We start from the raw sequence: 24,962 nt of genomic DNA, 5'->3' as shown, positions 1-24,962 counted from the left end.
CGCCCAGCACATGCGCTTCTCACATTTTTTCATCGACCGGCCGATCTTCGCGACGGTTCTTTCGGTGTTCATCACCCTGGTGGGTGCCGCCGCCTATTTCACCCTGCCGGTCGCGCAGTATCCGGAAATCGCCCCGCCCACGATCGAGATCCGGGCGAGCTATCCCGGCGCCTCGGCCGAAGTGGTCAGCAACACGGTGGCGACGCCGCTTGAGCAGGAAATCAACGGCGTCGAGAACATGCTGTATTTGACGTCGCAGGCCACCGGCGACGGCAATCTGGTGGTGACAGCGACCTTCAAGCTCGGCACCAATCTCGATATCGCCCAGGTGCTGGTGCAGAACCGCGTCTCGGCGGCGGAACCGCGCCTGCCGGAAGAGGTGCGCCGCATCGGCGTCACGGTGCGCAAGAACTCGCCGGATCTGATGATGGTGATCCATCTCACCTCGCCGGACGAATCGCGCGATCAGCTTTACATGTCGAACTACGCCACCCTGCAGATCAAGGACGTCCTGGCCCGCCTGGACGGCGTGGGCGACGTGCGCATTTTCGGCGCGCGTGACTATTCGATGCGTGTCTGGCTCGACCCGGAAAAGATCGCGGCGCGCAACCTCACCGCCAGTGAAGTGGTCAGCGCTCTGCAGGCGCAGAATGTGCAGGTGGCTGCCGGCGTCCTCAACCAGCCGCCGGTGCCGACACCTGGTGCCTTCCAGCTCAATATCGAAACGCTGGGACGGCTCACCGATGCGCGCCAGTTCGGCAATATCGTCGTGAAGGCCGAACCCAATGGCAGCATCACGCGCGTGCGTGATCTGGGCAGCGTGGAAATCGGGGCGTTGGATTACAGCACGAACAGCTATCTCGACGACCGCCAGGCGGTTGCCTTGCTGATCTTCCAGCGGCCCGGTTCGAACGCGCTGGCGACCGCGGAAACCGTGCTGAAGACAATGACGGAACTCTCCAAGAGCTTCCCGGTCGGCCTCAAGCACAGCATCGTCTACAACCCCACCGAATTCATCGCCGAATCGGTGCATGAGGTGATCAAGACGATTTATGAAGCGGTCATCCTCGTCGTGATCGTCGTCATCCTCTTCCTGCAGAGCTGGCGCGCCTCGCTCATCCCGATCATGGCCATTCCGGTTTCATTGGTCGGCACGTTCAGCGTGCTCGCCGCTCTCGGCTATTCGTTGAACAATCTTTCTTTGTTCGGGCTGGTGCTGGCGGTCGGTATCGTCGTCGACGATGCCATCGTCGTGGTCGAGAATGTGGAACGCAATCTGCGCCTCGGCCTCAAGCCCCGGGAGGCGACCAAGCGTACGATGGACGAGGTGGGTGGCGCGCTTGTCGCCATCGCCCTTGTGCTGACCGCTGTGTTCGTGCCGGCCGCCTTCATCACCGGTATCTCAGGCCAGTTCTTTCGGCAGTTCGCGGTCACCATCGCCGCTGCGACACTCATTTCCTGCTTCGTGTCGCTGACCCTCAGCCCAGCGCTGTGCGCTGTACTGTTCAAGCCGCATGACCATCATCCACCGAGCGGCAATATTCTCACCCGAGGTGTCCGCGGCTTTTTCGGCGGCTTCAACGCGGTCTTCGATCGCTTGTCGGGCGGGTACGGCAACCTCACTCGTCGATTGGTGCGACTCTCGATCCTGATGCTGGTGGTTTATGCCGGCCTTATCGCCTTGACCGGCTGGCAGTTCAACCGGGCGCCGACCGGTTTCATCCCGCAACAGGACCAGGGCTATCTCATCACCGTCCTCCAATTGCCGCCGGGATCGTCGCTGGCGCGTACCGATGCGGTGGTGCGGCAGGCCGCGAAAATCATTCAGGAGACCGAGGGCGTCGCACATGCCGTGCAGTTCGCTGGCTTCGATGGCGCCACGTTCACCAACGCGCCCAATGCCGGCGCTATCTTCGTGCCAATGCTGCCGTTCGCGGAACGCGCCGCCAGAGGCCTCAGTGCCGATGTCATGACGCAAAGGCTGCAGAAGAACCTGGGCGCGGTGCAGGGCGCCTTTATCATCGTCATCGCTCCGCCGCCCGTACGCGGCATCGGCAATGCCGGTGGGTTCAAGATGATGGTGCAGGATCGCCGTGGCCGTGGCCTGCAGGCGTTGGAAGACGCCATGCACAGCATCATCGGGCCGGCCAATCAGACGCCGGGTCTTATGGGTGTCTTTTCGCTGTTCAACACCAAGACGCCGAAGATCTATGCCGATATCGACCGCGCCCGGGCAGAGATGCTGGGCGTCTCGGCGGACGACGTTTTCAAGACGCTGGAAGTCTATGTCGGGTCCAGCTTCGTCAACGAGTTCAACTATCTCGGTCGTACCTACCGGGTGACTGCGCAGGCTGACGGATCCTTCCGGCAGAGTCTCCATGACATTGCCAATCTGAAGACCCGCAATGCTGCAGGCGACATGGTACCGTTGGGTTCCGTGGCCGCCTTCAACGACATGACGGGGCCTTACCGCGTCCCACGCTACAATCTCTATCCGGCGGTCGAAATCCAGGGCAGCACTGCACCCGGTTATTCGGCCAGCTACGGGCTGGAGGAGATGGAAAAATTGGCAGCTGCGAATTTGCCCGACGGGTTCGGCTTCGAATGGACTGAGCTTGCCTATCAGCAGAAGCTTGCCGGCAATACCGGGCTGCTGGTCTTCGGCGCTGCCGTGGTGTTCGTGTTCCTGGTGCTGGCGGCACAATATGAAAGCTGGTCGTTGCCGCTCTCGGTCGTGCTCATCGTGCCGATGTGCCTGCTGGCGGCGGTGAGTGGCCTGCTGTTCCGACATATCGAGGTCAATATCCTGGCACAGGTCGGCTTTGTCGTGCTCATCGGTCTCGCCGCCAAGAACGCCATTCTGATCGTCGAGTTCGCCAAGCAGGCCGAGGATGAGGGCATCGATCGCTTTGCGGCAGCGACGCAAGCGGCCCAATCCCGCTTGCGCCCCATCCTCATGACCTCCTTTGCCTTCATCCTGGGCGTGTTGCCCCTGGTGCTGGCCAAGGGTGCCGGCGCCGAAATGCGCCAATCGCTGGGAACGGCCGTATTCTATGGCATGATCGGCGTTACGTTCTTCGGCCTCATGTTCACACCGGCCTTCTATGTCGTGGTCCGGCGTTTCGCCAAGAAGCCCAAGAATATCCTGCCGGCCGCCCCACTGGCGTCTTCGCCGCATGCCTAGGGCGGCACAACACATTGATGTGAATTGCCAATTTCGGATCGTTCAGGCTATCTGACAGAATGCTGACAAGCTGCCGGAACTTTTGCGTCACCTGAAGGTTTAGGTGTGAGCTTCCCCTCAGTCCGATCAATCCGTCGAGAGAACATGCATCAATTTTCCTTCCGCTTGCTGCGCCCTGTGGCTGTGACGGCGGCGCTCTTCATGGGCCACGCTGCGCTCGCCGATGACTATGGGCGCGTAACGCTGACCGAGGAAAACGATTCGATCTATTTCGACGACGACCAGGCTTACACGCAGGGTTTTGAATTCGCCTATCTCGGCCCCGATGTCGCAGCGGAGAGCGGCTGGGCGGCACCCTTTGACGGGCTCGCCAATATCGGCCTGTTCGATACGGGCGCCGAAGTCTCGCGGCGCTACCAGGTCATCTTCGGGCAGAGCATCTTCACTCCCGAAGATACCAGTGTCGAGGACCCCGATCCCGACGACCGGCCCTATGCGGGATGGACCTATGGCGGCATCGGCTGGGTGCAGGACACCGATCGCCGGCGGCTCGACAATCTCGAATTGCTGATCGGCATCGTCGGCCCCGCCGCACAGGCCAGGCCGGCACAGAATGACTGGCACCAGTTCATCGGCGTCGATTCCGCCAATGGCTGGGACCATCAGATCCACAATGAGCCCGGCCTGATGCTGAGCTACGAGCGGAAATATCGTTTCATCCAGCCCTTGGTCGGCGGCTTCGCGGTCGATGCCATTCCGGAAGCGGGCGTCACCCTCGGCAATGTCATGACCTATGCCGAAGTGGGCGGCATGCTGCGCTTCGGCCGCAATCTCGAGGCCGATTACGGTCCCAACCGCATTCGGCCTTCGCTCTCCGGCACCAGCTATTTCAACAGTGACTATCTCGAAGACCCGTTCGGCTTTTACATCTATGCCGGCACGCAGGGCCGTGCGGTCGCGCGGAATATATTTCTCGACGGCAACACATTTCGTGACAGCCGCTCCGTCGACAAGGAGATCTTCGTCGGCGACATCACCGGCGGCGTCGCTTTGTTTTGGTCGAATGCGATCAAGCTCGATGCCGGCTTCACCTACCGCACCCAGGAATTTGAAGGCCAGGATGACGCCGCGAAGTTTGCCAACATCAATCTGACCATCGGATTCTAGGCGACTTCTGGACGGCTTCTAGCTGCGCTTCCTGACGCTGCCGCGCAGTTCCAGCGAGAAACCCACATCGATGCGGTTCTGTGCCGGCCGCTCGCCGGTTTCGATGATCTTGCGCACGATATCGGCCGAGAGACGCCCCATTTCATAGCGTGGCGTCACCACGGTGGCCAGCGACGGGTGCGCGCAGGCGGCGAATTCCAGATTGTTGAAGCCGATGATCGACATTTCATCCGGCACGGCAATGTTGCGGCGCTGGCATTCGAACAGCACACCAAGTGCCAGTAGATCGTCGCAGCAGAACACGGCTTCAGGCTGCTCTCCGCGCTCGATCATCTTTCCCAGCAATTCGCCGCCCGCAATGACGGCGGTCTGGAGCGGCGTCGTCGCCACCCATTTTTCATCATAGCGGCCAGCCTCGCGCATGGCGCGCTCATAGCCATCGAGACGCGCACGCGCACGCGCATCGAGGCGCGAGGCGATGACACCGATCTTGCTGTGACCTTGCTGGAGCAAGGCACGGGTGGCTTCGAATGCTGCCTGCCGCTGGTCCAGCCCGACATTGATGTCGATGGGATTGTCGGTCAGTTGGAAGGTCTGAACGATCGGCACGCCGGAGCGTTCCAGCAGATGGCGCGCATGGGCCGATTGATCGACGCCGACGATGATGATCGCTTCAGGATGCTGGCCGAGGAGCGTCGCAATAGCCTTCTCCTCTTCCTCCTCCGAATAGCGGGTGGAGAGGATCAGCACCTGATAGCCCGCCGGCAGCAGCGTGTCGTGGAGCGCATTGATGTAGTCGGCGAACACGCCGTTGGTGAGCGAGGAGACGATGACGCCGATCGTATGCGTGCGATTGGAGGCGAGGCGGCTCGCCGCGACGTCCGGCACATAAGCCAGTTCGCGAACGGCTGCCTGGATGCGGTCATGGAGTTTGGCCGACACCATGTCCGGGCGTCGCAATGCCCGGGAGACGGTGACGGCACTGACGCCGGCCAAGCTGGCGACATCGGCGAGCGTGCTGCGCTTCCTACGAATGGTAACCTCCCAAATAAAGCCATTCCCCGAATTGCGGGGCGGGACGGTTGCGGGTCAGGTGCCGACTCGGTCCGTCCTCACGGCCCGGCAAACTACCCCTTTGCCTATTTAGCAGGCAAATGGCCTAATTGACAGCGCTGTCATTTAGCCTTATCCATGAATTGCCGCGGCGGACCAGGAAAATTCGGCGACTTGATCGCCACCATCCGCCCGGGGTTGGGAATTCAAAACAAAGAATGACCATTGGGAGGATCACCATGTTCACGCCGAAAATCCGGCGGTCCAGCCTTCGGCCCGTGCTGAAGCTGCTGGCAGCCACTGCCATTGCCACGTCTTTTGCGACCGCCACGCTGGCCCAGGAAGTTGTTTCCGGTCCAGGCGCCGAGCCGGAATGCTTCGCACCCTGGTCGGCCGACACCAAATATTTCAAGTTCCCCAAGAAGGAAGGTCCGTATCGGATCGCGCTTGCCAATGGTTTCATCGGCAATACCTGGCGCATCCAGATGATCAAGACGGCCAAGGCCTATGCCGAACAGCCGGACGTCAAGGCGAAGCTGAAGGAATTCAAGGTCGTCTCGACCGGTGAAGATCTCGCAGCACAGCTCGCGGCCGTCGATAACTTCATTGCCTCCGGCTATGACGCCATCGTCGTCAATGCCCAGAACCCGGCGGCATTCACGCCCGTGATCAAGCGGGCGAAGAAAGCCGGGATCGTGCTGGTCGCCTTCGACAACACGCTCGATACCGACGAAGCCATCAACGTGAACGTCGATCAAAAGGGCCTTGGCGTCTATTGGGCGCAATGGCTCATCGACAATATTCCCGGCGGCGGCAAGGTGCTGGAAGTGCGCGGCGTCGAGGGCACCTCGGTCGACCGTGACCGCCATGACGGCATCAAGGAAACACTGGCTGCCTCCGGCAAGCCCTGGGAAACTGTCGAAGTCGTTGGCAAATGGGATGACGGCACTGCGCAGAAGGTGACCGCGGACGCGGTCGCCGTGCATAAAAGCTTTGTCGGCGTCACTGTCCAGGGCGGCTCGACCGGGACGGTCCGGGCGCTCATGGATGCCGGCCATCCCTTCGTGCCGGTCGGCGGCGAAACTGAAAACGGCTTCCGCAAGCTCTGTGCGGAACATGCCGGCGAAGGGCTGAAATGCGCCTCCGGCGGTACCGGCCCGGCGCAGGTGGCTGTTGCTATCAAGACCGCGATCGCGGCCCTTGAAGGCGAAGTCGTCCCGCAATCCGTGAAGCTGCCCTTGGCAAAGGTCAACGACCCGGACTTCAAGGACGGCGAGAACTTCTACAAGGACCAGTCCGACAACTTCTTCGTCGGCAATTCCTTCCCGACCTGCGGCATCAACTTTACCGCCCAGGAAATCATGGGCCAGTCGGAAACCGATCAATAATCTTCGGCTCTGACGGATAACCACATGACACGCGCCGCTACCTTCAGCGAAGGTAGCGGCGCGGCTTTCCGGGAAAAGCTCTGATGGACGTTCGCATGCCATTGTTCGAAATGCAGGGGGTCGCCAAAAGCTATGGCGGCGTCCGCGCGCTCGAAGAGGCGCATCTGCGTGTCGAAACCGGTCGTATCCATGCGGTGCTGGGTGAAAACGGCGCTGGCAAATCGACCCTGATCAAGATCATGTCGGGCGTCGTGCAGGCGGATGCCGGCGACATGGCGCTCGATGGCGGCAAGGTTCTGTTCCCGACGCCCAAAGCCGCCAATGCCGCGGGCATCGCCTGCATCTTCCAGGAACTGTCGCTGATCCCGGATCTGTCGGTGGCCGACAATATCGCCATCAGCAATCCGCCGCGGCGTTTCGGCCTCATCGATCGCAAGGCGCAGCGCCGCTTTGCTGAAGAGGCTTTGGCGCGGGCAGGGGCCGAGGATATCCACCCGCTGGCCCCGGTCAAAGACCTGCCCTTGTCGCGCCGGCAGATGGTCGAAATCGCCAAGGCCTTGGCGCGAAAGCCTCGCATTCTCATCCTGGATGAAGCCACGTCGGCGCTCACCTCAGGCGATGTCGCCAAGGTGTTCGAGGTCCTCAAACGCCTGCGCAATGAAGGCTTGGCGCTCCTCTATATCTCGCACCGGATGCAGGAAATCGACGAACTCGCCGACGATTGCTCGGTGTTCCGCAACGGGCGCCATGTCGCGAGCTATCAGGCCGGCACCAAGACCCGCAACGAAGTGGTCGAGCTGATGATCGGCCGCGAATACAGCCATGTCTTCCCGCCCAAACCGGATGCGGCCAAGCAAGGCACCCAGACCTTGAAAGCACCGGCGCTGGAAGTGGCGAATCTGAGCTGGAGTCACCGGCTCAACGACATCTCTTTTGCAGCGCGGCCGGGCGAGATCGTGGGCCTTGGCGGTCTTGACGGGCAGGGGCAGCGCGAATTGCTGCTGGCGCTCTTCGGCGTGTTGCGCGGAGTATCGGGCGACGTTGCCGTGCATGGGGTGGTAAGGCAAGCGCGCGGGCCGCGCACGGCCAAGGCGGCGCCATCGGCCATGGCGCTGATCCCGGAGGACCGCAAGACGGAAGGCCTGATGCTGCCCATGTCGGTGCGTGACAATCTCACATTGCCGGCGCTCGATTCCCTGGCGCGCTTCGGCATCATCGACCGCGACCGCGAGCAGAATGCCGTCGACATGATGGTGAAGCTGCTGGCCATCAAGGCTGCCAATCTCGACATCCCCGTGGGCGCGCTATCGGGTGGTAACCAGCAGAAGGTGGTGATTGCCAAATGGCTGATGATCGCTCCGCGCATCATCCTGCTCAATGATCCCACCCGTGGCATCGATGTCGGCACCAAGCAGGAAATCTACCAGTTGCTGCGCAAGCTCGCCGACGATGGCGCCACGATCCTGTTCTATTCGACCGATTATGACGAGCTGATCGGCTGCTGCGACCGGGTCCTGGTGATGTATGATGGGGCTGTCGTACGCGAGCTCCAGGGGGCCGAGATCACCGAGCACGCGCTGGTCAGCAGCGCCTTCAGCATCCATGAACCGGGGGAACGGCAAATTGGGTGATTTTCGCTATTGGCTGGCTGAGAACAAGGGCACGCTCCTCGCCGTCCTCGTGTTCATCATCATGTTCGGCATCTATACCGGCAACCACAGTGCCGGCTTCAGCGGCATGGTGGTGACCACCGCGGCGAACAAGGGTGTGCTGCTGGCGCTCGTTGCCATGGCGCAGACCCTGGTGGTACTGACCGCCGGCATCGATCTTTCCGTCGGCATGGTGTTCGTACTGGCCAATTGCCTGGCCTCGCAGCTGGTGGTGGGCTCGGCGCTCGAGACGAGTTTTGGCGTACTCGCCGTCCTGGCTGCGGGCCTTGCCTGCGGCGCCATCAACGGCATCATCGTCATCTATGGCCGCCTGCAGCCGATCGTCACCACGCTGGCGACCGGCGCCATGTTCTATGGCATCGCCCTGTGGCTGCGCCCGGTACCGGGCGGCGACGTCAATTCGGATCTCGCCGATGCTCTCACCGAACAATGGCCCTTTGGCATCCCGACCAGCCTGGTCGTGCTGCTGGGCATCGTGCTGGTGATCTGGGTCCCGCTCCGCCGCTCCGAAATCGGCCGCGCCATCTATGCGATCGGCTCCTCGGAACCGGCGGCCTATATGTCCGGCGTCAATATCGACCGGGCGCGCATGGCGGCCTATACCGTCTCTGGGCTGTTGTCGGCCTGCGGTGGCTTGATGCTGACCTTCATCACCTATTCCGGCGAAGCCTCGGCCACGATCGGCGGCTCCTACACCTTGAACGCGATTGCTGCGGTGGTGATCGGCGGTGTCTCGCTGTTCGGCGGGGCAGGCAGTGCCGTGGGCGCCATTTTCGGTGCCTTTGTGCTGCGGACCATCGGTGATCTCCTCTTCGTCTTCGACCTCGATCCGCTGTGGCAGCCTTTGTTCCAGGGTGTCATTCTGCTGGGCGCCGTGACCTTGGGATCGCTCCGGCTGCTGCGCATCAAGAACCGCTTAGATCTGTTCGGCTAAAGCACCATGACCACGACCCTGCCATCCTTCTTCAAGCGTCTCGACAAGCCGGTGCTGGCAGCCTTCGGCTGCATCATCGTGCTGCTGCTGGTGGGCAGCCTCTATTCGTCGAGCTTTCTCTCGCCGGAATATCTGCTGCAGCAATTGCAGGTGGCGTCGTTCCTCGGCCTCATCGCCACCGGCATGATGCTGGTGGTGCTCCTCGGCCAGATCGATCTTTCGGTGCCATGGGTGGTGACGGTGGGCGGCATGATGTCGACGGCTGCTGCCGGCTGGGGACCGATGGGCGAGGCGATGGCCATTCCCTTTGGTATCCTGTGCGGCATGGTCATGGGGTTGATCAGCGGCTTTGGCGTCGCCTATCTGCGCGTGCCTTCGATGATCTTCACGCTGGGCATGAACGCGGTGGCGCAGGGGCTGATGGTCCTGCGCACGGGTGGCTTTGCGCCGCAGGACCATTCCACCGAGATGATGCATTTCCTGGCCACGGGGCGCAGCATTCTCAATATCCCCAACGCGCTCTTCGTCTGGATCGCCGTGGGCGCTGCGGCCATCTTCCTGCTCGGCCGGACGACGTTCGGCCGCACGGTCTATGCCATCGGCAACAAGGAACGTGCTGCCTATCTTTCCGGCCTGCCGACCCAGCGGGTGATCATGCTGGCCTTCATGGCTTCGGGCGGATTGTCGGCCTTTGCCGGCGTGCTGCTCGCCGGCTATTCGACCAAGGCCTATCAGAGCATGGGCGATCCCTATCTGCTGCCGGCCGTGGCGGCGGTGGTGCTGGGCGGTACCAACATCTTAGGGGGGCGCGGCTCCTATATCGGGACCATCGCCGGCGTCATCCTCATTACCCTGCTGCAGTCGATCCTCTCGGTCATGCAGATCGATGAAGCCGGCCGTCAGCTTATTTATGGTGCCGTGATCATCGGCATGCTGCTGGTCTATGGACGGCAGAAGAAAGCGAACTGACGGGCACCGGCACGGTCAGTTCTCGACCAGCAACTTGTCGCCCAACACGTAGCTGAGTGTTTCCAGATCGCTGACAGCGCCACCTTTCCAGCCGGTGATGACCAGGCTGCTCTCGCCGTCGTGCCAGCTCAAGGTCAGCGTCGAGTTGCCGGCGCCGGAGGTCAAGGCGGTAAACTGCTCGCCCAGAAGATCCTGGAGATCGTTCGCCGTATCGTTCAATAGATCCGTGAATCTCAAGCTGTCTTCGCCGATCTTGAAATCGATGATGGTGTCCCGGCCGAGATCGTCCATGTTGAATTCGAACACATCACCGTCGGCCCCGCCGGTCAGCTTGTCATCGCCGGCACCGCCGTTGAGGATGTCGAGACCGATGCTGCCGTCGAGGGTGTCATTACCGGCGCCGCCGGACAGGATGTCGCCGTCCGCTTCGCCGAACAATTGGTCGTTGTTTGCCCCGCCATCCAGCGTGTCCTGGCCGACGCCGCCCCGCAATATGTCGTTGCCGTCGTCGCCGAAGAGAAAATCCGTTTCCTCATTTCCGTTCAGCGTGTCGTTGCCGTCATTTCCATGCAGCGTGTCGGCATTGAGGCCACCATTCAATGTATCGTTGCCGTCGCCGCCATTGAGGGTGTCGAAACCGGCGCCGCCATCCAAGATGTCGTTGCCATCATCGCCTTCCAGCGTATCATTGCCGTCGCCGCCCTTCAGCGCGTCATTGCCGGCATTGCCCGAGAAATGGTTGTCGCCGCCGTTACCGGAGAACGTATCGTTGAAATTGCTGCCGATGAACTGCTCAATACTGTCGAAGAGGTCGCCCTTGGCGTCGCCGGTATTGAGGTTGGGCGATATCAGGTTGACAATGACCGCGGCCGTCGCCGTGCCGTAGCTCGCTGCATCGATATCGTCGCCACCGAGGAGAGTGTCGGCGCCTGCGCCGCCGATGAGGACGTCGGCAAACGTGCCGCCGATCAGCGTATCGTTGCCGAGACCACCGATCAGCGTGTCGATACCGCCATTGCCGAAGAGCAGGTCGTTGCCGGCACCGCCTTCCAGCCTGTTGTCGGCATCGCTGCCCTTGAGCGTATCGGCAAAGGCGCTGCCCAGCACATTGGCGATGCCGACATAGGTGTCGCCGGCAGCATCGTTGCTATTTAGGACGGAAAATATCAGGTCGACGGTGACGCCCAGTGCCGCATTTCGGTAGCTGGCAAAGTCGTTGGCGCTGCCAGTCAGCTTGTCAGCGCCCGCGCCACCTTCCAGCTCATCATCGCCGGCGCCGCCATCGAGGACATCGTTGCCGGCACCACCGCGTAATATATCGTTGTCGCTACCCCCATCCAGTGTGTCGTTGCCGAGCCCGCCCTCGAGAATATCATTGCCGCTGTCGCCGAACAATTTGTCGTCATCGTCTTCCCCAAACAGCTGGTCGTCATTGTCATTGCCGTTCAGGGTGTCGATGCCAAGGCCGCCGAACAGCTTGTCATTGCCGGTGCCGCCCAGCATCGTATCGTTGCCGCCATCGCCTTTGAGCGTGTCGTTGCCGTCATTACCGTCGATGATATCGATCCCGTCGCCACCATTCACAGTATCGTCGCCAAGGCCGGACTGGATCGAATTGTCGCTGAAATCACCGGTCAGCTTGTCATTGAATCTCGAGCCGATCAGGCCTTCGATGCTGGTGTAGGTATCGCCGATAGCCTCACCGCTATTGAGCTTGGAATTTTCAAGGTTTACCGTGAGGCCGACGGTGGAGAGGGCATAGCTGGCGAAATCATTGTTCTCGCCGCCGTCCAGTTTGTCCTTGCCGGCGCCACCCAGCAATGTGTCCTGGCCTTTGCCGCCGAAGAGACTGTCGTCACCGAGGTCGCCGCGCAATTCGTTGTTGTCGGTGTCACCGGTGAGGGAGTCGGCAAACTTGCTGCCGATCAACCGGTCGACGGTGCCATAAGTGTCGCCGACTGCGTCGCCGGTGTTCAGGGATGTGTCGAGCATATTGACGATGAGGCCGGGGAGGGCGGTGCGATAGGTCACGAAATCAGCTATGTCACCAACCATGGTGTCGGCACCGGCACCACCTTCCAATTCGTCGGCGATGTTGGCGTCTTTGCCATCCAGAAGATCGTTGCCGGTGCCGCCTGACAGCAGATCAATTCCGGCTCTGCCCGTCAGTTCGTCATCTCCGGCGCCGCCGTCCAGAATGTCGTCGCCAGAATCGCCCCGCAGTTCGTCGTCGCCGGCCTCGCCATGCAGGATATCTTTGTCGTTGCCATTGGCGAAGAGTTGGTCATTGCCGTCGCCGCCGAACATGGTGTCGGTACCGAAATCGAGGATCCCGCCCATCTGGTCGTCACCCTTGCCGCCTTTCAGGATATCGTTGCCGCTGCCACCGATGACGATATCGTCGCCATCGCCGCCATCCAGCGTATCGTTACCACCGGCGCCGATGATCAGATTGCCGAGGGCATCGCCGGTCAGCTTGTCGGCAAAGGTGCTGCCAAGGAGGGTTTCGATGCTGACATAGGTGTCGCCGGTGGCGTCGCCGGTGTTGAGGTTCGGCGCCGCCAGGTTCACGGTCACGCCGGCTGCGGCATTGCGATAGCTGGCGGCGTCATTATTGTCGCCGCCATTCAGCTGGTCCCTGCCGGCGCCGCCCTCGAGCTGGTCATTGCCGAGCCCACCGAACAGCTGGTCGGTGCCGGCGCCACCCAGCAACACATCGTTATTGCCGTCACCGTCCAGGAAATCGTTGCCGGCACCACCTTGCAGCTCGTTCTTCTCAGTGTCGCCCTGAAGGACATCGTCGAACCTGCTGCCGATCAGGCCTTCGATCGTGACATAGCTGTCGCCCAGGGCATCGCCGGTGTTGACCAGGGGATTCCCGAGGTTGGCAGTGGTGCCAGCCGTGGCATTGGCGTAGCTCGCGAAATCGGTACCGACATTGCCGGTCAACCGGTCGCCACCGGCACCACCTTCCAGAATGTCGTTGCCTTGGCCGCCATCAAGATCGTCGATGTCGAGGCCGCCAAACAGGCGATCATTGTCCTCACCGCCGGTCAGGATATCGGCGCCGGCACCACCGTCCAGCAGGTCGTCGCCGGCGTCGCCATCGATCTTGTCATCGCCCACATCGCCGAACATCGAATCGTTGTTGCTGCCACCTTCCAGGGTGTCGTCACCTGCATCGCCATGGAATGTCTCGGCGCCACCTTCGCCCGAGATCTCATCGTTACCGTCGCCGCCAAACATCTTGTCGTCGCCGCCTTCACCCTCGATGTCGTCATCGCCGGCGCCGCCGCGCAGGATTTCGGCGTCGTTGCCACCGTTCAGCTCGTCGTTGCCGGCGCCGCCGTCCAGCAGGTTTTTGCCGCCGCGGCCGCTCAAAATGTCATCGCCGTTACTGCCGAAGATCTGGTCGGCAAAATCGCTGCCGTCGATACGCTCGATCGAGATATAGACGTCGCCTGCCGCGTCGCCCTTGTTCTTCGTCGTATCGAGCAGATTGATGGTGACGGCCGCCGTCGCGTTGCGATAGTCGGCGCGGTCGATCCCGTCATCGCCGCGCAATATGTCTGCCCCGGCGCCACCCTGCAGCGAATCATTGTCCTTGCCGCCGAGGAGCGTGTCGTTGCCGGCGCCGCCCAGCAATTTGTCGTTGCCGTCGCCACCATCCAGAACATCGGCGCCTGCCAGGCCGTCCAGCGTGTTGTCGTTCTTGTCGCCGGTCAGGAAATCGTTGAAAGCCGAGCCGATCAGATTGAAAACGCCGACATATGTGTCGCCGGCCGCATCGCCGACATTGGACGAGGGGTTGGTGAGGTCGGCAACGATTCCGGCCGCGGCGTTGCGGTAGCTGACGGCGGCCGTGCCGGAGGTTCGGTCCTCGAGCGTATCGGCGCCGGCGCCGCCTTCCATTTCGCTGAATGCGCCGAGGGCGATCAGGCTGTCATTGCCGAGCCCACCGGACATTTTGTCGGCACCGCCGAGATTGGACCTGAGGACATCGTCGCCGGCACCGCCGATCAGCACATCATTGCCAAGGCCACCGATCAGAAAATCTGCACCGCCGCCGCCATTGATTGTGACTGGCGCGTCACCTGAGGCGAGATTGGCCTGACTGATCGACTCATCCGCTGCGGTGCCCTGGAAAGTCCCAGTGGCACTGTTGAACGTCGCCATCGAATCCGGGGCAATCAGAATGCGCAGCTCCGCCGATTGCGACTGGCCGGTCGGATCGACCAGGGTGTAGCTGAATATGTCGTGCTGTCCGAAGACGGACGCCGTCAAATCCGGATTGAGCACATATGTGTAGTCGCCATTGGCGGCGAGCGTGAGCTGGCCAAAGACACCCTGCAGCACGGCGGTCGGATTGACTGGCACGAGCGTATTGCCGGAAGCGCTCTCAACAGTGAGGCCGTTTGTGCCGGCGATGTCCTTGCCCTGGTCGGGCGAATTCGTGCCGACGCTGGTGAGCACGTTGCCGGTGGCAATACCGTCTATCGTCCGGTCGAGGTCGTCATGGGCTACCGGCGGCGAGAAGGGTGGCGCGGTGGGAATCGGGGGGGCACTTAGTGCCTGCGCTCCACCATTCATCCCTGTCGTCGTCCCCTCGGTCGCCATCTCGCTCTCCTGCGGTTGAATATGATGTTGCCGTTGCCGTCCTGCTGTTTTGATCGGAAATCCAGAGGCCGATCTGGCTAAACGAGCCCGGGTCTGGCCTCAGCATGAAGATGGCGCGGCAGGTTCACGGTCGCTGTGAAGAGCTTCACAACGGCAGTCGGACCGGCGGATGGCGGCGGAAAAAGCTGAATTTAGACGGGGATCGAGGCCAGGATCTGCCGCAGGATCGTCTCCGGCGGCTGGTCGATATCGACCACGATCGCGTCCTCTGGGGGTTCCAGGGCCGCGAATTGGCTGGGGAGCAGGGCAGGCGGCATATAATGGCCGCTGCGGCCGGACAGCCGGCTGGCAATAAGGGCGCTATCGCCTTTCAGAAAGACTGTAAATCCTGCGCGGCCGCCATCCTTCAGCAGCCGGTCGCGATAGGCCTGCTTCAAGGCGGAGCAGGCCAGAACGACCCTCCCGCCCTTCATGACCGCTTGGTCAAGGGCAGTACCGATGGCATCCAGCCAAGGCCAGCGGTCCGAATCGGTGAGGGGGGTTCCGCTGCTCATCTTGGCGATATTGGCATCGGAATGAAACGTATCAGCTTCCAGAAAGTCGGCGCCCAGCGCATCGGCCAGTGCTTGGCCGATGGTGCTCTTGCCAGCGCCGCTGACGCCCATCACCAGAACGATCATTCCGCCCATTACCGCCCCAAATGCACGCTGCAGCGCATTTTTGAGATTATCCAAAGTGTTAGGGCTGTACCAGCGACTTAGTGCCGAAAACAGCTGATTTCTACGACATATCCTGGGCCGCCAAGGGGGCTTTCCGATGCCTTATCCACCAGCAGGGGTATTGTGCAAAGGGGTGCCGCCGGAGTAAATCGAACAGCCCTCCAAGCCAAAGGAAGCCAGGAATGAGATACGAGCGTCCGACAACCCTCAAGGCAGCGGCGCAAATGCTGGCTAAGGAAAAAGGCCAGGCCTTTATCCTCGCCGGCGGCACCGACCTGCTGGTCCGCCTCCGCACCGGGTTCATCGAACCGGATCTGATCGTCGACATCAAAAGCATCAACGGCGGCAAAACGATCCAGAAGACCGCGACCGGCTTCAAGATCGGTGCCGCTGTCTCAGGCGCCGAGCTTGGCGAGAATGCCGCGCTGAAGAAGGCTTGGCCGGGGGTGGTGGAAGCCGCCAATCTCATTGGCTCGAAGCAGGTCCAGGGCCGCTGCACCATGACCGGCAATCTGTGCAATGCCTCGCCGGCCGCCGACAGTGTTCCGGCCCTGGTCGCTGCAGCTGCGAAGGCCGTCATCGTCGGCCCCAAGGGCAAGCGCACCGTCGCCGTCGAAGAAATCCCGGTTTCGCCCGGCAAGACGTCCCTGAAGAAGGGCGAGATCATCGAAAGCATCGTGCTGCCCAAGCGCCCGCCGAAATCGGGCGATGCCTATCTGCGTTTCATTCCGCGCACGGAAATGGACATCGCCGTGGTCGGCGTCGGCGTCAGCCTGACGCTGGACGGCAAGGGTGTCGTCACCAAGGCACGTGTCGCTCTGGGTGCCGTGGCGCCGACCGTGCGGCTGGTGCCGGCCGCCGCCAAGGCGCTCATCGGCACGAAGATGGACAAGGCGGCGTTGGATGCGCTGGCAGCGGCCTGCTCGGCTGCCTGCAGCCCGATCGACGACAAGCGCGGTACGCGCGATTTCCGCATCAAGGTTGCTGGCGTGCTCGCGCGCCGCGCCGCAGTTATCGCGCGCAAGCGCGCTGGAGGTAAGTAAATGTCTGGCATTACAGTCAACGCCAAGATCAATGGCGACCCGGTTGAATTCATTTGCGAGGCGGATGAGACTTTGCTCGACGTGCTCAGGAACCGTCTTGGCCTCACGGGTGCCAAGGAAGGCTGCAGCACCGGCGACTGCGGCGCCTGTTCGGTGACCGTCGATGGCCGCCTGACCTGCTCCTGCCTGGTGCTCGGTGCCGAAATCGAGGGCCACAATATCGGCACCATCGAAGGCATGGCGCATGGCGAAGAGCTGCACCCGCTGCAGAAGAAGTTCATCGAACATGCTGCCCTGCAGTGTGGTGTCTGCACGCCGGGGTTCCTGATCGCGGCGAAATCGCTGCTCGACAAGAACCCGGACCCGTCGGAAACGGAAATCCGCTTTGGCCTTGCCGGCAATCTATGCCGCTGCACCGGCTACGACAAGATCGTGCGCGCCGTCCAGGATGCCGCCAAAGACATGCGCAAAACCAATCGTAAGGGGGCCTGATCATGCCGCTCGACAACGCACCCGATTCAAAACGTAAGTTCGACACCGTCGGCACGCGGCCATTGCGCCCGGACGGCATCGACAAGGTGACCGGCCGCGCCAAGTTCGGTGCCGATGCCACCGCGCCGGGCCAGCTCGTGGGCCGCATCCTGCGTTCGCCCCATGCTCATGCCAAGATCAAGAGCATCGACACCAGCAAGGCGGAGAAGCTCGCCGGCGTGAAGGCGGTCATCACCCGCGAGGATTTCCCGGATCATACCGACGGCGATTCGGCGCTCTATGACACGATGTACAACATCATGGCGCGCGAAAAGGCGCTCTATGAAGGGCATGCCGTGGCCGCGGTCGCTGCCACCACGGCAGCCATCGCGCGCCAGGCCCTGAAGCTGATCAAGATCGATTACGAAATTCTGCCACACGTCACCGATGTCGATGAGGCGATGAAGCCGAACGCCCCGGTGCTGAACCGCAAGATGTTCACCGACGGCGTCGATCCGAAGCCGCAGAAGCCCTCCAACATCGCCCGCCGCTTTGAATTCGGTCATGGCGATGTCGAGGAAGGTTTCAAAAAGGCTGACATCATCGTCGAGCGGAGCTTCAAGACCGAAGCCACCCACCAGGGCTATATCGAACCCCATGCGGCGCTGGCCAGCATGTCGCCAGATGGCAGTGCCGAACTGTGGTGCTGCACCCAGGGCCATTACATGGTGCGTGACGTTTGTGCGCGCATCCTTGGCATCGACATCTCGCGCCTGCGGGTGACGCAGTCGGAAATCGGCGGCGGTTTCGGTGGCAAGACGACCGTCTTCATCGAGCCGGTGGCGCTGGCACTCTCGCGCAAGGCCAACCGTCCGGTGAAGGTCGTGATGACCCGCGACGAGGTCTTCAAGGCATCCGGCCCCACCTCCAGCACGTCGATGGATATCAAGATCGGCGTGACCAAGGATGGCTTGATCACGGCGGCCGATGGCACCTTCCGCTATCAGGGTGGCCCGTTCGCGGGCTGTTCGCCGGCGGAGTTCGGCGCGATGAGCGCCTTTGCCCAGTTCCATCTCGATAACGTCCGCGCCATTGGCTATGACGTTCTCTGTAATCGGCCGAAGACGATTTCCTATCGTGCGCCTGGCGCACCGATGGCGAATTTCGCGGTCGAGAGTGTGGTCGAGGAACTGGCCCATAAGCTCGGCATGGCGCCCATCGACTTCCGCATCAAGAATGCGGCGCGGGAAGGCACCAAATCGTCCTATGGCCCGGTCTACGGTCCGATCGGCCTTGGGCCGACCTTGGAAGCCGCCAAGAATCACGCCCATTTCAAGGCACCGCTTGGCCCCAACCAGGGCCGTGGCATGGCGGCTGGCTTCTGGTTCAATTTCGGTGGCCAGTCCTGCGTCAGCCTCAACATTCCGATTGATGGCACCATCACCTTGTCGGTGGGCTCGCCGGATATTGGCGGTTCGCGTGCCTCAATGTGCATGATGACCGCCGAGGAACTCGGCATCCCCTATGAGCAGGTGCGGGCGATCATCGCCGATACCAGTTCCTTGGGTCATAACGACGTCACCGACGGCAGCCGCACCACGTTTGCGACCGGCATGGCCTGCATCCTTGCCGCCCGCGATGCCATCAAGAAGCTGTGCGCCCGCGCGGCAGCGACCTGGGGGATCCCTGAAGACGCGGTCACCTGGGAGAAGGGCTATGCCAAGCCCGCCGGCCCCAATGCCGGCAGTTTCCCGCCGCTTTCGTTGAAGGAAATCGCCGCAGCCTCGCCGGGCACCGGCGGTCCGATCGCCGGCCACCATGAATATTCGGCCGACGGTGCCGGTGTCAGCTTCGCCACGCATATTTGCGATGTCGAGATCGACCCGGAAACCGGTGCCTCGAAGATCGTGCGCTATACGGTCATCCAGGATGCCGGCAAGGCGGTGCATCCTTCTTACGTCGAAGGCCAGTTCCAGGGCGGCGCCGTCCAGGGCATCGGCTGGGCTTTGAACGAGGAATACATCTATGGCAAGGACGGGCGTCTGCAGAACGCCGGCTTCCTCGACTACCGCATCCCGGTCTGCTCGGATCTGCCGATGATCGACACGATGATCCTCGAGATTCCGAATCCAGGCCACCCCTACGGGGTGCGGGGTGTCGGCGAAACCTCGATCGTGCCGCCGCTGGCTGCCATCGCCAACGCCGTGGCGGCTGCGACCGGTGTCCGCTTCACGCAGCTGCCGCTCTCGCCGCCGCGTGTCTTGAAGGGCATGGAAGACGCCAAGGCTGCCAAGGCCAAGAAGGCGGCCTGAGGACAGCACACGGAGGTAAGTTCATGGCCACCGTCATCCTTTGGGGATCGTTGAAGCCACATACCGGTGGCAAGATCTCCGTGGAGGTCGAAGCCAGGAACGTTCAGGAATTGCTGGCCCGGTTAGGGGAAACCTATCCGGGCCTGCAAACCCAGATCAAACGCGGTGTTTCCGTCTCGATCGACGGGCTCATCTACCGCGAAGGCTGGTTGGAGCCGCTGAAGCCCGATAGCGAAGTCTTCCTCCTGCCGCGTATGCAGGGTGGTTAACCCAGTTCGCTAACAGGTCGGATAGTCTCCGAAAATCAAATACATAGCCGGATAAAGCCAACACGCGCAGGAACCTTCTGCGCGTGTTCCCGTTTGTCTCTCAGTGGTTAAGATCATCTGAGGAGAACGCCATGAACTGGGACATCATCGAAGGCAATTGGAACCAGGCCAAGGGCAAGGTGAAAGAGCAGTGGGGCAAGTTGACCGACGACGATCTGTCGACGATCAGCGGCAAGCGCGAACAGCTCGCCGGCAAGCTCCAGCAACGCTATGGCATTGCCAAGGACGAGGTCGAGGCGCAGCTCAAGAACTTTGAGCACAGTTACAGCAAGCGCAACTAGCGCCGGCGGCCCAATGCTTGGCAATCGGCGCTTGGCAATCGGCGCCAGCTGATTGGCGCTTGAAGACGCCCCGCCTTTGGTCCGGGGCTCCGACATGTGAAGGAGACAAAACATGCGCAAGATATTTGCGGTGATGGGTGGGTGCGCCTTGTTGCTGGCCGCAGCCCCCCTGGCAATGGCCGAGAACAGCACGGCCACAGAAATCAACACGGAAGCCGGTTCCGCCTGGAACCAGATCGAAGGCAATTGGATCGTGTTCAAGGGCAAGGTCAAGGAGCAATGGGGCAAGCTCACCGATGACGATTTGACCCAGATCCAGGGCCAGCGCGACCAATTGGTCGGTCGCATCCAGAAGCTCTACGGCATCAGTGTCGAGGATGCGAACAAGGAAGTGACCGATTGGGAGAACCGCGTCGTCGCGCCCTGACGATGCTGAACGCCCTTTCCAGCGTTTAATGCCTTTTCCACTTAAGGAGGTTCATCATGACCAGCAATAAAGACAGCAAAACCGAACCCGGCAGCACGCCGGTCGAAGTACCGGGCGAAAAGCATGAGCAGGGCCATACGATTGCCGATCCCAAGCAACAGAATCAGGGCCAGCAGAACCAGGGTTCCGGCGGCAAGCAGCGCCAGCAGGGCGGCCAGAGTAACGAGGGCGAGGGCAACAAGACAGCCGCCCGCCACTACAATCAGGGTGCTCAGCAATCCGCGCAGAATCCCGGCCGCACCGAGCGCCAGGCCAATGAGGCCAAGCGCGCGGTCGACAGCCCGGAAGGCGAAGAGCTTGAACGGGCAGAAGAAATTGGCCGCAAACCAGCGCGGAACTAAATCGCGCATGGTGGGTTTGTCTAGCGTGGCCAGGCCGTGACCGAAGCGCCCCCACGATCACCCGCAGTGACCATTCCCCCAAATGGTGACTGTTATGGTGAGCGCATCAGATCCAATGCGCTCACCAAAACGACCCCAGGTGATCACGGCTTCGGTTACGCGGCCACCAGTGACGGCCCCGCGTTGTCGTGACGTCGATGCCATGCTTCTCCCTGTTGTATGGCGCAGGCATTGCGGTGCGCGGGGCTAGTCATACCGGGCCAAGTCATCCCGGGCCAAGTCAAACCGGGGATGGCGCAGCATTCGTGCCGCCAGCAAGACGTCCCCGCCACATGCTTGGTGCGCGTTGATCCAGGTCAATCGGCAGAAGGAATGAAACAATATGCTCTATTGGGCAGTCATCTTTCTCGTGGTCGCCATTATTGCCGGCGTCTTTGGTTTTGGTGGCATTTCGCAGGCCGCCACGGGCATCGCCAAGATCCTGTTTTTGATCTTCCTGGTGCTGTTCCTGGTCTCGCTTGTCGCTACTTATGTCTGACATCACAGGAGAAGAAATCATGAAGGAAGGAACCGCAACCATGGCTGATCGCAGCTTGGACAAAGAATTCGACGTGCTCAAGAACGACCTTGGCACACTCAAGGAAGACGTTGCCAACATCGCAAAGCTGCTGGCCAAGAAGGGCACAGCGCAGTTCAACGATGTCGTCGACAGTGGCCGGGCGCGCGTGGAAGCCGGCGTCGGTGTGCTGGAAGAGCAGGTGACGGCACGGCCGCTTACCAGCCTGCTGCTGGCCTTTGGCGTCGGCATCATGCTGGGCAAAATCACGCAGCGTTGACGCCCAGAGATATCAAACAGAGATATCAACAGGGCGATTTCAAATGGGCGATCTCAACAGCGGGACCAGATAGATGTTGGCATCACTCGATCGCCTGACCGACCGGATTGTGCGCCAGGTGATCTTGCTGGCAGTGTGTGCCTGTTTGGTCCTGGCTGCGATCGGCTTCGCAGCGGCAGCACTTTACTATTGGCTCCTTGATTGGATGACGCAGCCGCAGGCTCTCGGGCTGGTGGCGCTGGTCCTGCTGATGGTGGCCCTCATCCTGGCACTGGCGGCACAAAGCAGCAGCAGGCGGGCTGGTGCAGCAAGGGCCGCGCACAGCGACGCAGCCGGCGGCATTCCGGCCTTGGCAGCACTCGCCTCGGACGCCGCGAGTGCCGCGGTCAAGGCTGATCCGCTGGGTGCCATGCTGGGGGCTGGCGCGATCGGCTTCATCCTGGAGAGCCGTCCCGACCTCGATCATGCGCTGGTGCAGCAGGTATTGCGGCAGTTCATGCGCTGAGGCGGCGTGGCCTCCAGGGCCGGATATCCAGGGTGAGCCCGGTTTTCTCTTATCTATCGCGGAACTAGCCATCCTCGGCGGGCGTTAGCGACATGATGGGGACAATTTCACGGGCGGCGAGGAGCATCCCTGAGACATGTCACGTAAACCGACTGGCCCGGGAACGACTGGCCCGGGTACGACCGGACCGAGGGATGGCGCCGCCAATGACGAGGGCATCAGTTTGGCCGATATACGCCAAGATCCTGCAATCGCTTCAGATTCGCGCAAGGTTCTGCCGATGACAACAGCTCCCGCCTTTGACATCTGGCTTGAACGGCAGATCAAGACCCTGTTTGCCGCCTGCGATGATGAGCCGGATCAGGCCCTGGTCGACCTCATCCGCCAGGAATTCGCCAAGCGCGATGGCAAGGTCACGGAATAGTCCCAGAATGGCCGTTTATTCCTAAAAGCGGGTTTTTCGGTCACAGTTTGTGCCCCGCCTTGTCGCTCGGCATGTCACCCATCCATCCCCATCTTGGTTGGAGCGCCTCGCTGCGCTGAACCCGACGTACCCAATACTGACGCATTTGGGATCCGACTGAATCGACCGAAAGGACAACCGATGGCCGATACTTTCCAAAACCAACTCGTCGCATTGCTGCCGGCCATGAAGGCTTTTGCGGTCATGCTGACCCGCAATCGCCAGTCGGCGGACGATCTGGTGAACGACACCGTCCTGCGCGCCCTGCGTAAGGAAGACCTCTATGCCATGGGCACGAATCTCAAAGCCTGGCTGTTCACCATCATGCGCAATATCCACATCAACAACATTCGTGCCGGTCAGCGCTCGCGCCTGGTTGAGGTCGATGACGATCTCCTGCCCAATCTGGCAAGCGTTGCGCCCAGCCAGGAGCACAGCCTGGTGCTGAAGGAATTGTTCCGGGCCATCGACGGCCTCAATGCCGATCAGCGCGAAGTCCTGCTGTTGGTGGTTGGTCAGGATCTGTCCTACGAGGAGGCCGCGCAGATTTGCGGCTGTCCGATCGGCACCGTGCGCTCGCGCCTGGCGCGGGCACGCCGCGAGCTTGAACGCATGCTCTCCGGCGAAGTGGCGATGCCGGTGCCCGATGATGGTGCTGCCCGCACTGTCCGCCGCGGCCAGCAGCCGCGTCGGGAGCTCTATCATCAATATGAGGCGCTGCGCGCCGCGAGCTGATCCCGTCGTCTGCCCCGATACCATTGACCTCCAACTGTTCCACTGTCGCCCCGCCCGCCGGACTCGATTGACCGGTGGGCGGGGCTTTCTTTTGCTGGGCGATCACCGGCGATCGCCGCGGAGCGTGCTTGCCAAGGACGCTGGGATGGGGACAATCTTCCCCTCCAGCCGTCACTCAAGGAGCCGCGATGTCCGCCCAACTGCCAGAACCGACCTGTGTCGTTAAAACCCCTGCAATCCTGGGGGAGTCGGTGCTGTGGCACCCGGTTGACAAGAAGGTCTATTGGCTCGATCTCAAGGGGCCGGCGCTGCATATCTATGATCCGGCGACCAAGGCCGCCGATGTCTGGCATCTGCAGCTCGATGTGCCGATGGGCACCCTGGTCCGCGCTAAGGAAGGCTTTGTTCTGACCGGACGCGAGGGGACGTTCAAGGTCGATGTGGCAGCGCGCAAATTGACCAAATGGGTCAATCCAAACGACCGCGGCGAACTCACCATGTTCAATGACGGCAAGGTCGACCGCCAGGGGCGCCTCTGGCTGTGCACGTCCGACAATAAGGAGACCGACCCGATCGGCGGCATCTACAGCATGACCGCCGACGGCAAGAGCGAGATTCATGATCGCGGCTTTGCCTGCGGCAATGGCCCGGGCTTCAGTCCGGACGGTCGCATCTTCTATTTTTCCGACACGATGGTGCGCAAAGTCTATGCCTATGACCTCGATACCAAGACCGGTGCCCTCGCCAACCAGCGACTGTTCACTGAATTCTCCGAGGAGCAGGGCATGCCGGACGGCATGACGGTGGATGCGGAAGGTGGTGTCTGGATCTGCCATTGGGAAGGCTGGCGGGTCAGCCGCTTCCTGCCCAACGGGAAGCTCGACCTTGAAGTCAAACTGCCGGTGCCGCTGGTGACCTCTTGCGCCTTTGTCGGCGATGCATTGGATACGCTTTACATCACCACGGCGACTGTCGGCCTCGACGCTGCCGCTCTGGCCAAGGCGCCGCTTGCCGGCAGCCTGTTTGCCGTCAAGACCGGCCATAAGGGGCTGCTGGAGCCTGTCTTTGGCGGTGGTTGACCAGGGGGCTTTTGATCCGCTTTGCCGGCTGAAAGGCGGCTGCTGTCCGCAAGAAAGCTGTCCGCCGGCCCTCGCAACGGCAGGTTGACAGGGCGACTTGGCTGCTGTTAACCCCGTGCAGCGATCCAGGGCGTCCGAGCGGCCAATCTGCCTGCCGGCAAGCTTTTGATTTATCATAATAATTTCTGGCCGAGCCAAAACCCGGCCCGATGTCATTGGGGCATTTGAACATGTTTGAGACGGCACTTCCCGATCTGAACGGGAAATCGATCCTGGTGACGGGTGGGACTGGCTCGTTCGGCAAGGCGTTCATCCGGCGGGTTTTGCAGGATTGGAAGCCGAAGCGGCTGATCATCTTCTCGCGCGATGAGCTGAAGCA

Annotated in this window: 23 protein-coding genes; 20 read left to right on the top strand and 3 right to left on the bottom strand. The window is 61.6% G+C overall.

Annotated elements, in window-relative coordinates:
• Positions 1 to 10: 10 nt before the first annotated feature.
• Entirely contained in the window at positions 11 to 3,184 is a 3,174-nt protein-coding gene (locus tag AC1DWZ_RS16960; protein ID WP_477170110.1) for an efflux RND transporter permease subunit, read from the top strand.
• Between the two features lie 144 nt (positions 3,185 to 3,328).
• Positions 3,329 to 4,351, top strand: a complete 1,023-nt coding sequence (locus AC1DWZ_RS16955) for a lipid A deacylase LpxR family protein (protein WP_477170109.1) — start codon at positions 3,329 to 3,331, stop codon at positions 4,349 to 4,351.
• Between the two features lie 18 nt (positions 4,352 to 4,369).
• Here AC1DWZ_RS16955 and AC1DWZ_RS16950 read toward each other — a convergent pair whose 3' ends face one another.
• A complete protein-coding gene (locus AC1DWZ_RS16950; protein ID WP_477170411.1) occupies positions 4,370 to 5,386 on the bottom strand; it encodes a LacI family DNA-binding transcriptional regulator in 1,017 nt (338 codons plus the stop codon).
• A 257-nt stretch (positions 5,387 to 5,643) separates the two neighbouring features.
• Between AC1DWZ_RS16950 and AC1DWZ_RS16945 the strand changes: the two genes are divergently transcribed.
• From AC1DWZ_RS16945 to AC1DWZ_RS16930, 4 genes are all read left to right on the top strand, one after another.
• Positions 5,644 to 6,792 (top strand): sugar ABC transporter substrate-binding protein, encoded by a 1,149-nt coding sequence (locus AC1DWZ_RS16945; RefSeq protein ID WP_477170108.1) that lies wholly within the window; start codon positions 5,644 to 5,646, stop codon positions 6,790 to 6,792.
• Positions 6,793 to 6,875: 83 nt separating this feature from the next.
• Positions 6,876 to 8,423 (top strand): sugar ABC transporter ATP-binding protein, encoded by a 1,548-nt coding sequence (locus AC1DWZ_RS16940; RefSeq protein ID WP_477170107.1) that lies wholly within the window; start codon positions 6,876 to 6,878, stop codon positions 8,421 to 8,423.
• Entirely contained in the window at positions 8,416 to 9,396 is a 981-nt protein-coding gene (locus tag AC1DWZ_RS16935; protein ID WP_477170106.1) for an ABC transporter permease, read from the top strand. The genes AC1DWZ_RS16940 and AC1DWZ_RS16935 overlap by 8 nt, the downstream gene beginning before the upstream one ends.
• Before the next feature lie 6 nt (positions 9,397 to 9,402).
• Positions 9,403 to 10,365, top strand: a complete 963-nt coding sequence (locus AC1DWZ_RS16930; protein ID WP_477170105.1) for an ABC transporter permease — start codon at positions 9,403 to 9,405, stop codon at positions 10,363 to 10,365.
• Positions 10,366 to 10,380: 15 nt separating this feature from the next.
• Here the strand turns inward: AC1DWZ_RS16930 and AC1DWZ_RS16925 are convergent, their stop codons facing one another.
• Both AC1DWZ_RS16925 and AC1DWZ_RS16920 read right to left on the bottom strand, forming a co-directional pair.
• Positions 10,381 to 14,982: a beta strand repeat-containing protein gene (locus AC1DWZ_RS16925; protein ID WP_477170104.1), complete on the bottom strand. Its 4,602-nt coding sequence runs from the start codon at positions 14,980 to 14,982 to the stop codon at positions 10,381 to 10,383.
• 191 nt (positions 14,983 to 15,173) lie between these two features.
• Positions 15,174 to 15,662 (bottom strand): gluconokinase, encoded by a 489-nt coding sequence (locus tag AC1DWZ_RS16920; protein ID WP_477170103.1) that lies wholly within the window; start codon positions 15,660 to 15,662, stop codon positions 15,174 to 15,176.
• A gap of 221 nt (positions 15,663 to 15,883) precedes the next feature.
• Between AC1DWZ_RS16920 and AC1DWZ_RS16915 the strand changes: the two genes are divergently transcribed.
• From AC1DWZ_RS16915 to AC1DWZ_RS16850, 14 genes are all read left to right on the top strand, one after another.
• The gene (locus AC1DWZ_RS16915) at positions 15,884 to 16,744 is read left to right on the top strand and encodes an FAD binding domain-containing protein (protein WP_477170102.1); all 861 of its coding nucleotides are present in this window, start codon (positions 15,884 to 15,886) and stop codon (positions 16,742 to 16,744) included.
• Positions 16,745 to 17,236, top strand: a complete 492-nt coding sequence (locus AC1DWZ_RS16910; protein WP_477170101.1) for a (2Fe-2S)-binding protein — start codon at positions 16,745 to 16,747, stop codon at positions 17,234 to 17,236.
• Between the two features lie 2 nt (positions 17,237 to 17,238).
• Positions 17,239 to 19,527, top strand: coding sequence for a xanthine dehydrogenase family protein molybdopterin-binding subunit (locus AC1DWZ_RS16905; RefSeq protein WP_477170100.1), 2,289 nt, complete (start codon positions 17,239 to 17,241; stop codon positions 19,525 to 19,527).
• Between the two features lie 23 nt (positions 19,528 to 19,550).
• Positions 19,551 to 19,796 carry a MoaD/ThiS family protein gene (locus AC1DWZ_RS16900; protein WP_298689396.1) on the top strand — a complete coding sequence of 82 codons (246 nt, stop codon included), beginning with the start codon at positions 19,551 to 19,553 and terminating at the stop codon, positions 19,794 to 19,796.
• Positions 19,797 to 19,927: 131 nt separating this feature from the next.
• Positions 19,928 to 20,137, top strand: a complete 210-nt coding sequence (locus AC1DWZ_RS16895; protein WP_477170099.1) for a CsbD family protein — start codon at positions 19,928 to 19,930, stop codon at positions 20,135 to 20,137.
• Positions 20,138 to 20,249: 112 nt separating this feature from the next.
• Positions 20,250 to 20,564 carry a CsbD family protein gene (locus AC1DWZ_RS16890; protein WP_477170098.1) on the top strand — a complete coding sequence of 105 codons (315 nt, stop codon included), beginning with the start codon at positions 20,250 to 20,252 and terminating at the stop codon, positions 20,562 to 20,564.
• A gap of 56 nt (positions 20,565 to 20,620) precedes the next feature.
• Entirely contained in the window at positions 20,621 to 20,965 is a 345-nt protein-coding gene (locus AC1DWZ_RS16885; RefSeq protein WP_477170097.1) for a hypothetical protein, read from the top strand.
• 382 nt (positions 20,966 to 21,347) lie between these two features.
• Positions 21,348 to 21,503: a DUF1328 domain-containing protein gene (locus tag AC1DWZ_RS16880; RefSeq protein WP_477170096.1), complete on the top strand. Its 156-nt coding sequence runs from the start codon at positions 21,348 to 21,350 to the stop codon at positions 21,501 to 21,503.
• A 19-nt stretch (positions 21,504 to 21,522) separates the two neighbouring features.
• Positions 21,523 to 21,801, top strand: coding sequence for a hypothetical protein (locus AC1DWZ_RS16875; protein WP_477170095.1), 279 nt, complete (start codon positions 21,523 to 21,525; stop codon positions 21,799 to 21,801).
• Between the two features lie 73 nt (positions 21,802 to 21,874).
• On the top strand, positions 21,875 to 22,306 hold the full coding sequence (locus AC1DWZ_RS16870) for a hypothetical protein (RefSeq protein ID WP_477170094.1): 432 nt from the start codon (positions 21,875 to 21,877) through the stop codon (positions 22,304 to 22,306).
• Positions 22,307 to 22,586: 280 nt separating this feature from the next.
• Complete coding sequence (locus tag AC1DWZ_RS16865; protein WP_477170093.1) at positions 22,587 to 22,730, top strand: hypothetical protein; 144 nt, start codon at positions 22,587 to 22,589, stop codon at positions 22,728 to 22,730.
• Between the two features lie 180 nt (positions 22,731 to 22,910).
• Entirely contained in the window at positions 22,911 to 23,504 is a 594-nt protein-coding gene (locus AC1DWZ_RS16860) for a sigma-70 family RNA polymerase sigma factor (RefSeq protein ID WP_477170092.1), read from the top strand.
• Between the two features lie 188 nt (positions 23,505 to 23,692).
• Positions 23,693 to 24,583: an SMP-30/gluconolactonase/LRE family protein gene (locus tag AC1DWZ_RS16855; protein WP_477170091.1), complete on the top strand. Its 891-nt coding sequence runs from the start codon at positions 23,693 to 23,695 to the stop codon at positions 24,581 to 24,583.
• Positions 24,584 to 24,792: 209 nt separating this feature from the next.
• A partial coding sequence (locus tag AC1DWZ_RS16850; RefSeq protein ID WP_477170410.1) for a polysaccharide biosynthesis protein occupies positions 24,793 to 24,962 on the top strand: 170 nt, incomplete at its 3' end.

The organism is Dongia sp. P2_B8, assembly GCF_056404715.1.
Note: the sequence above shows the minus strand (reverse complement) of the source record. Positions and strands in the feature narration are given on the sequence as shown.

Bases quoted from the DNA above. Each gene is read 5' to 3' on its own strand.
- AC1DWZ_RS16860 (WP_477170092.1), top strand. From the start codon at position 22,911: ATGGCCGATACTTTCCAAAACCAACTCGTCGCATTGCTGCCGGCCATG.
- AC1DWZ_RS16930 (WP_477170105.1), top strand. From the start codon at position 9,403: ATGACCACGACCCTGCCATCCTTCTTCAAGCGTCTCGACAAGCCGGTG.
- AC1DWZ_RS16890 (WP_477170098.1), top strand. From the start codon at position 20,250: ATGCGCAAGATATTTGCGGTGATGGGTGGGTGCGCCTTGTTGCTGGCC.
- AC1DWZ_RS16875 (WP_477170095.1), top strand. From the start codon at position 21,523: ATGAAGGAAGGAACCGCAACCATGGCTGATCGCAGCTTGGACAAAGAA.
- AC1DWZ_RS16865 (WP_477170093.1), top strand. From the start codon at position 22,587: ATGACAACAGCTCCCGCCTTTGACATCTGGCTTGAACGGCAGATCAAG.
- AC1DWZ_RS16920 (WP_477170103.1), bottom strand. From the start codon at position 15,662: ATGATCGTTCTGGTGATGGGCGTCAGCGGCGCTGGCAAGAGCACCATC.
- AC1DWZ_RS16960 (WP_477170110.1), top strand. From the start codon at position 11: ATGCGCTTCTCACATTTTTTCATCGACCGGCCGATCTTCGCGACGGTT.
- AC1DWZ_RS16900 (WP_298689396.1), top strand. From the start codon at position 19,551: ATGGCCACCGTCATCCTTTGGGGATCGTTGAAGCCACATACCGGTGGC.
- AC1DWZ_RS16925 (WP_477170104.1), bottom strand. From the start codon at position 14,982: ATGGCGACCGAGGGGACGACGACAGGGATGAATGGTGGAGCGCAGGCA.
- AC1DWZ_RS16940 (WP_477170107.1), top strand. From the start codon at position 6,876: ATGGACGTTCGCATGCCATTGTTCGAAATGCAGGGGGTCGCCAAAAGC.
- AC1DWZ_RS16855 (WP_477170091.1), top strand. From the start codon at position 23,693: ATGTCCGCCCAACTGCCAGAACCGACCTGTGTCGTTAAAACCCCTGCA.
- AC1DWZ_RS16895 (WP_477170099.1), top strand. From the start codon at position 19,928: ATGAACTGGGACATCATCGAAGGCAATTGGAACCAGGCCAAGGGCAAG.
- AC1DWZ_RS16870 (WP_477170094.1), top strand. From the start codon at position 21,875: ATGTTGGCATCACTCGATCGCCTGACCGACCGGATTGTGCGCCAGGTG.
- AC1DWZ_RS16905 (WP_477170100.1), top strand. From the start codon at position 17,239: ATGCCGCTCGACAACGCACCCGATTCAAAACGTAAGTTCGACACCGTC.
- AC1DWZ_RS16880 (WP_477170096.1), top strand. From the start codon at position 21,348: ATGCTCTATTGGGCAGTCATCTTTCTCGTGGTCGCCATTATTGCCGGC.
- AC1DWZ_RS16910 (WP_477170101.1), top strand. From the start codon at position 16,745: ATGTCTGGCATTACAGTCAACGCCAAGATCAATGGCGACCCGGTTGAA.
- AC1DWZ_RS16915 (WP_477170102.1), top strand. From the start codon at position 15,884: ATGAGATACGAGCGTCCGACAACCCTCAAGGCAGCGGCGCAAATGCTG.
- AC1DWZ_RS16885 (WP_477170097.1), top strand. From the start codon at position 20,621: ATGACCAGCAATAAAGACAGCAAAACCGAACCCGGCAGCACGCCGGTC.
- AC1DWZ_RS16955 (WP_477170109.1), top strand. From the start codon at position 3,329: ATGCATCAATTTTCCTTCCGCTTGCTGCGCCCTGTGGCTGTGACGGCG.
- AC1DWZ_RS16945 (WP_477170108.1), top strand. From the start codon at position 5,644: ATGTTCACGCCGAAAATCCGGCGGTCCAGCCTTCGGCCCGTGCTGAAG.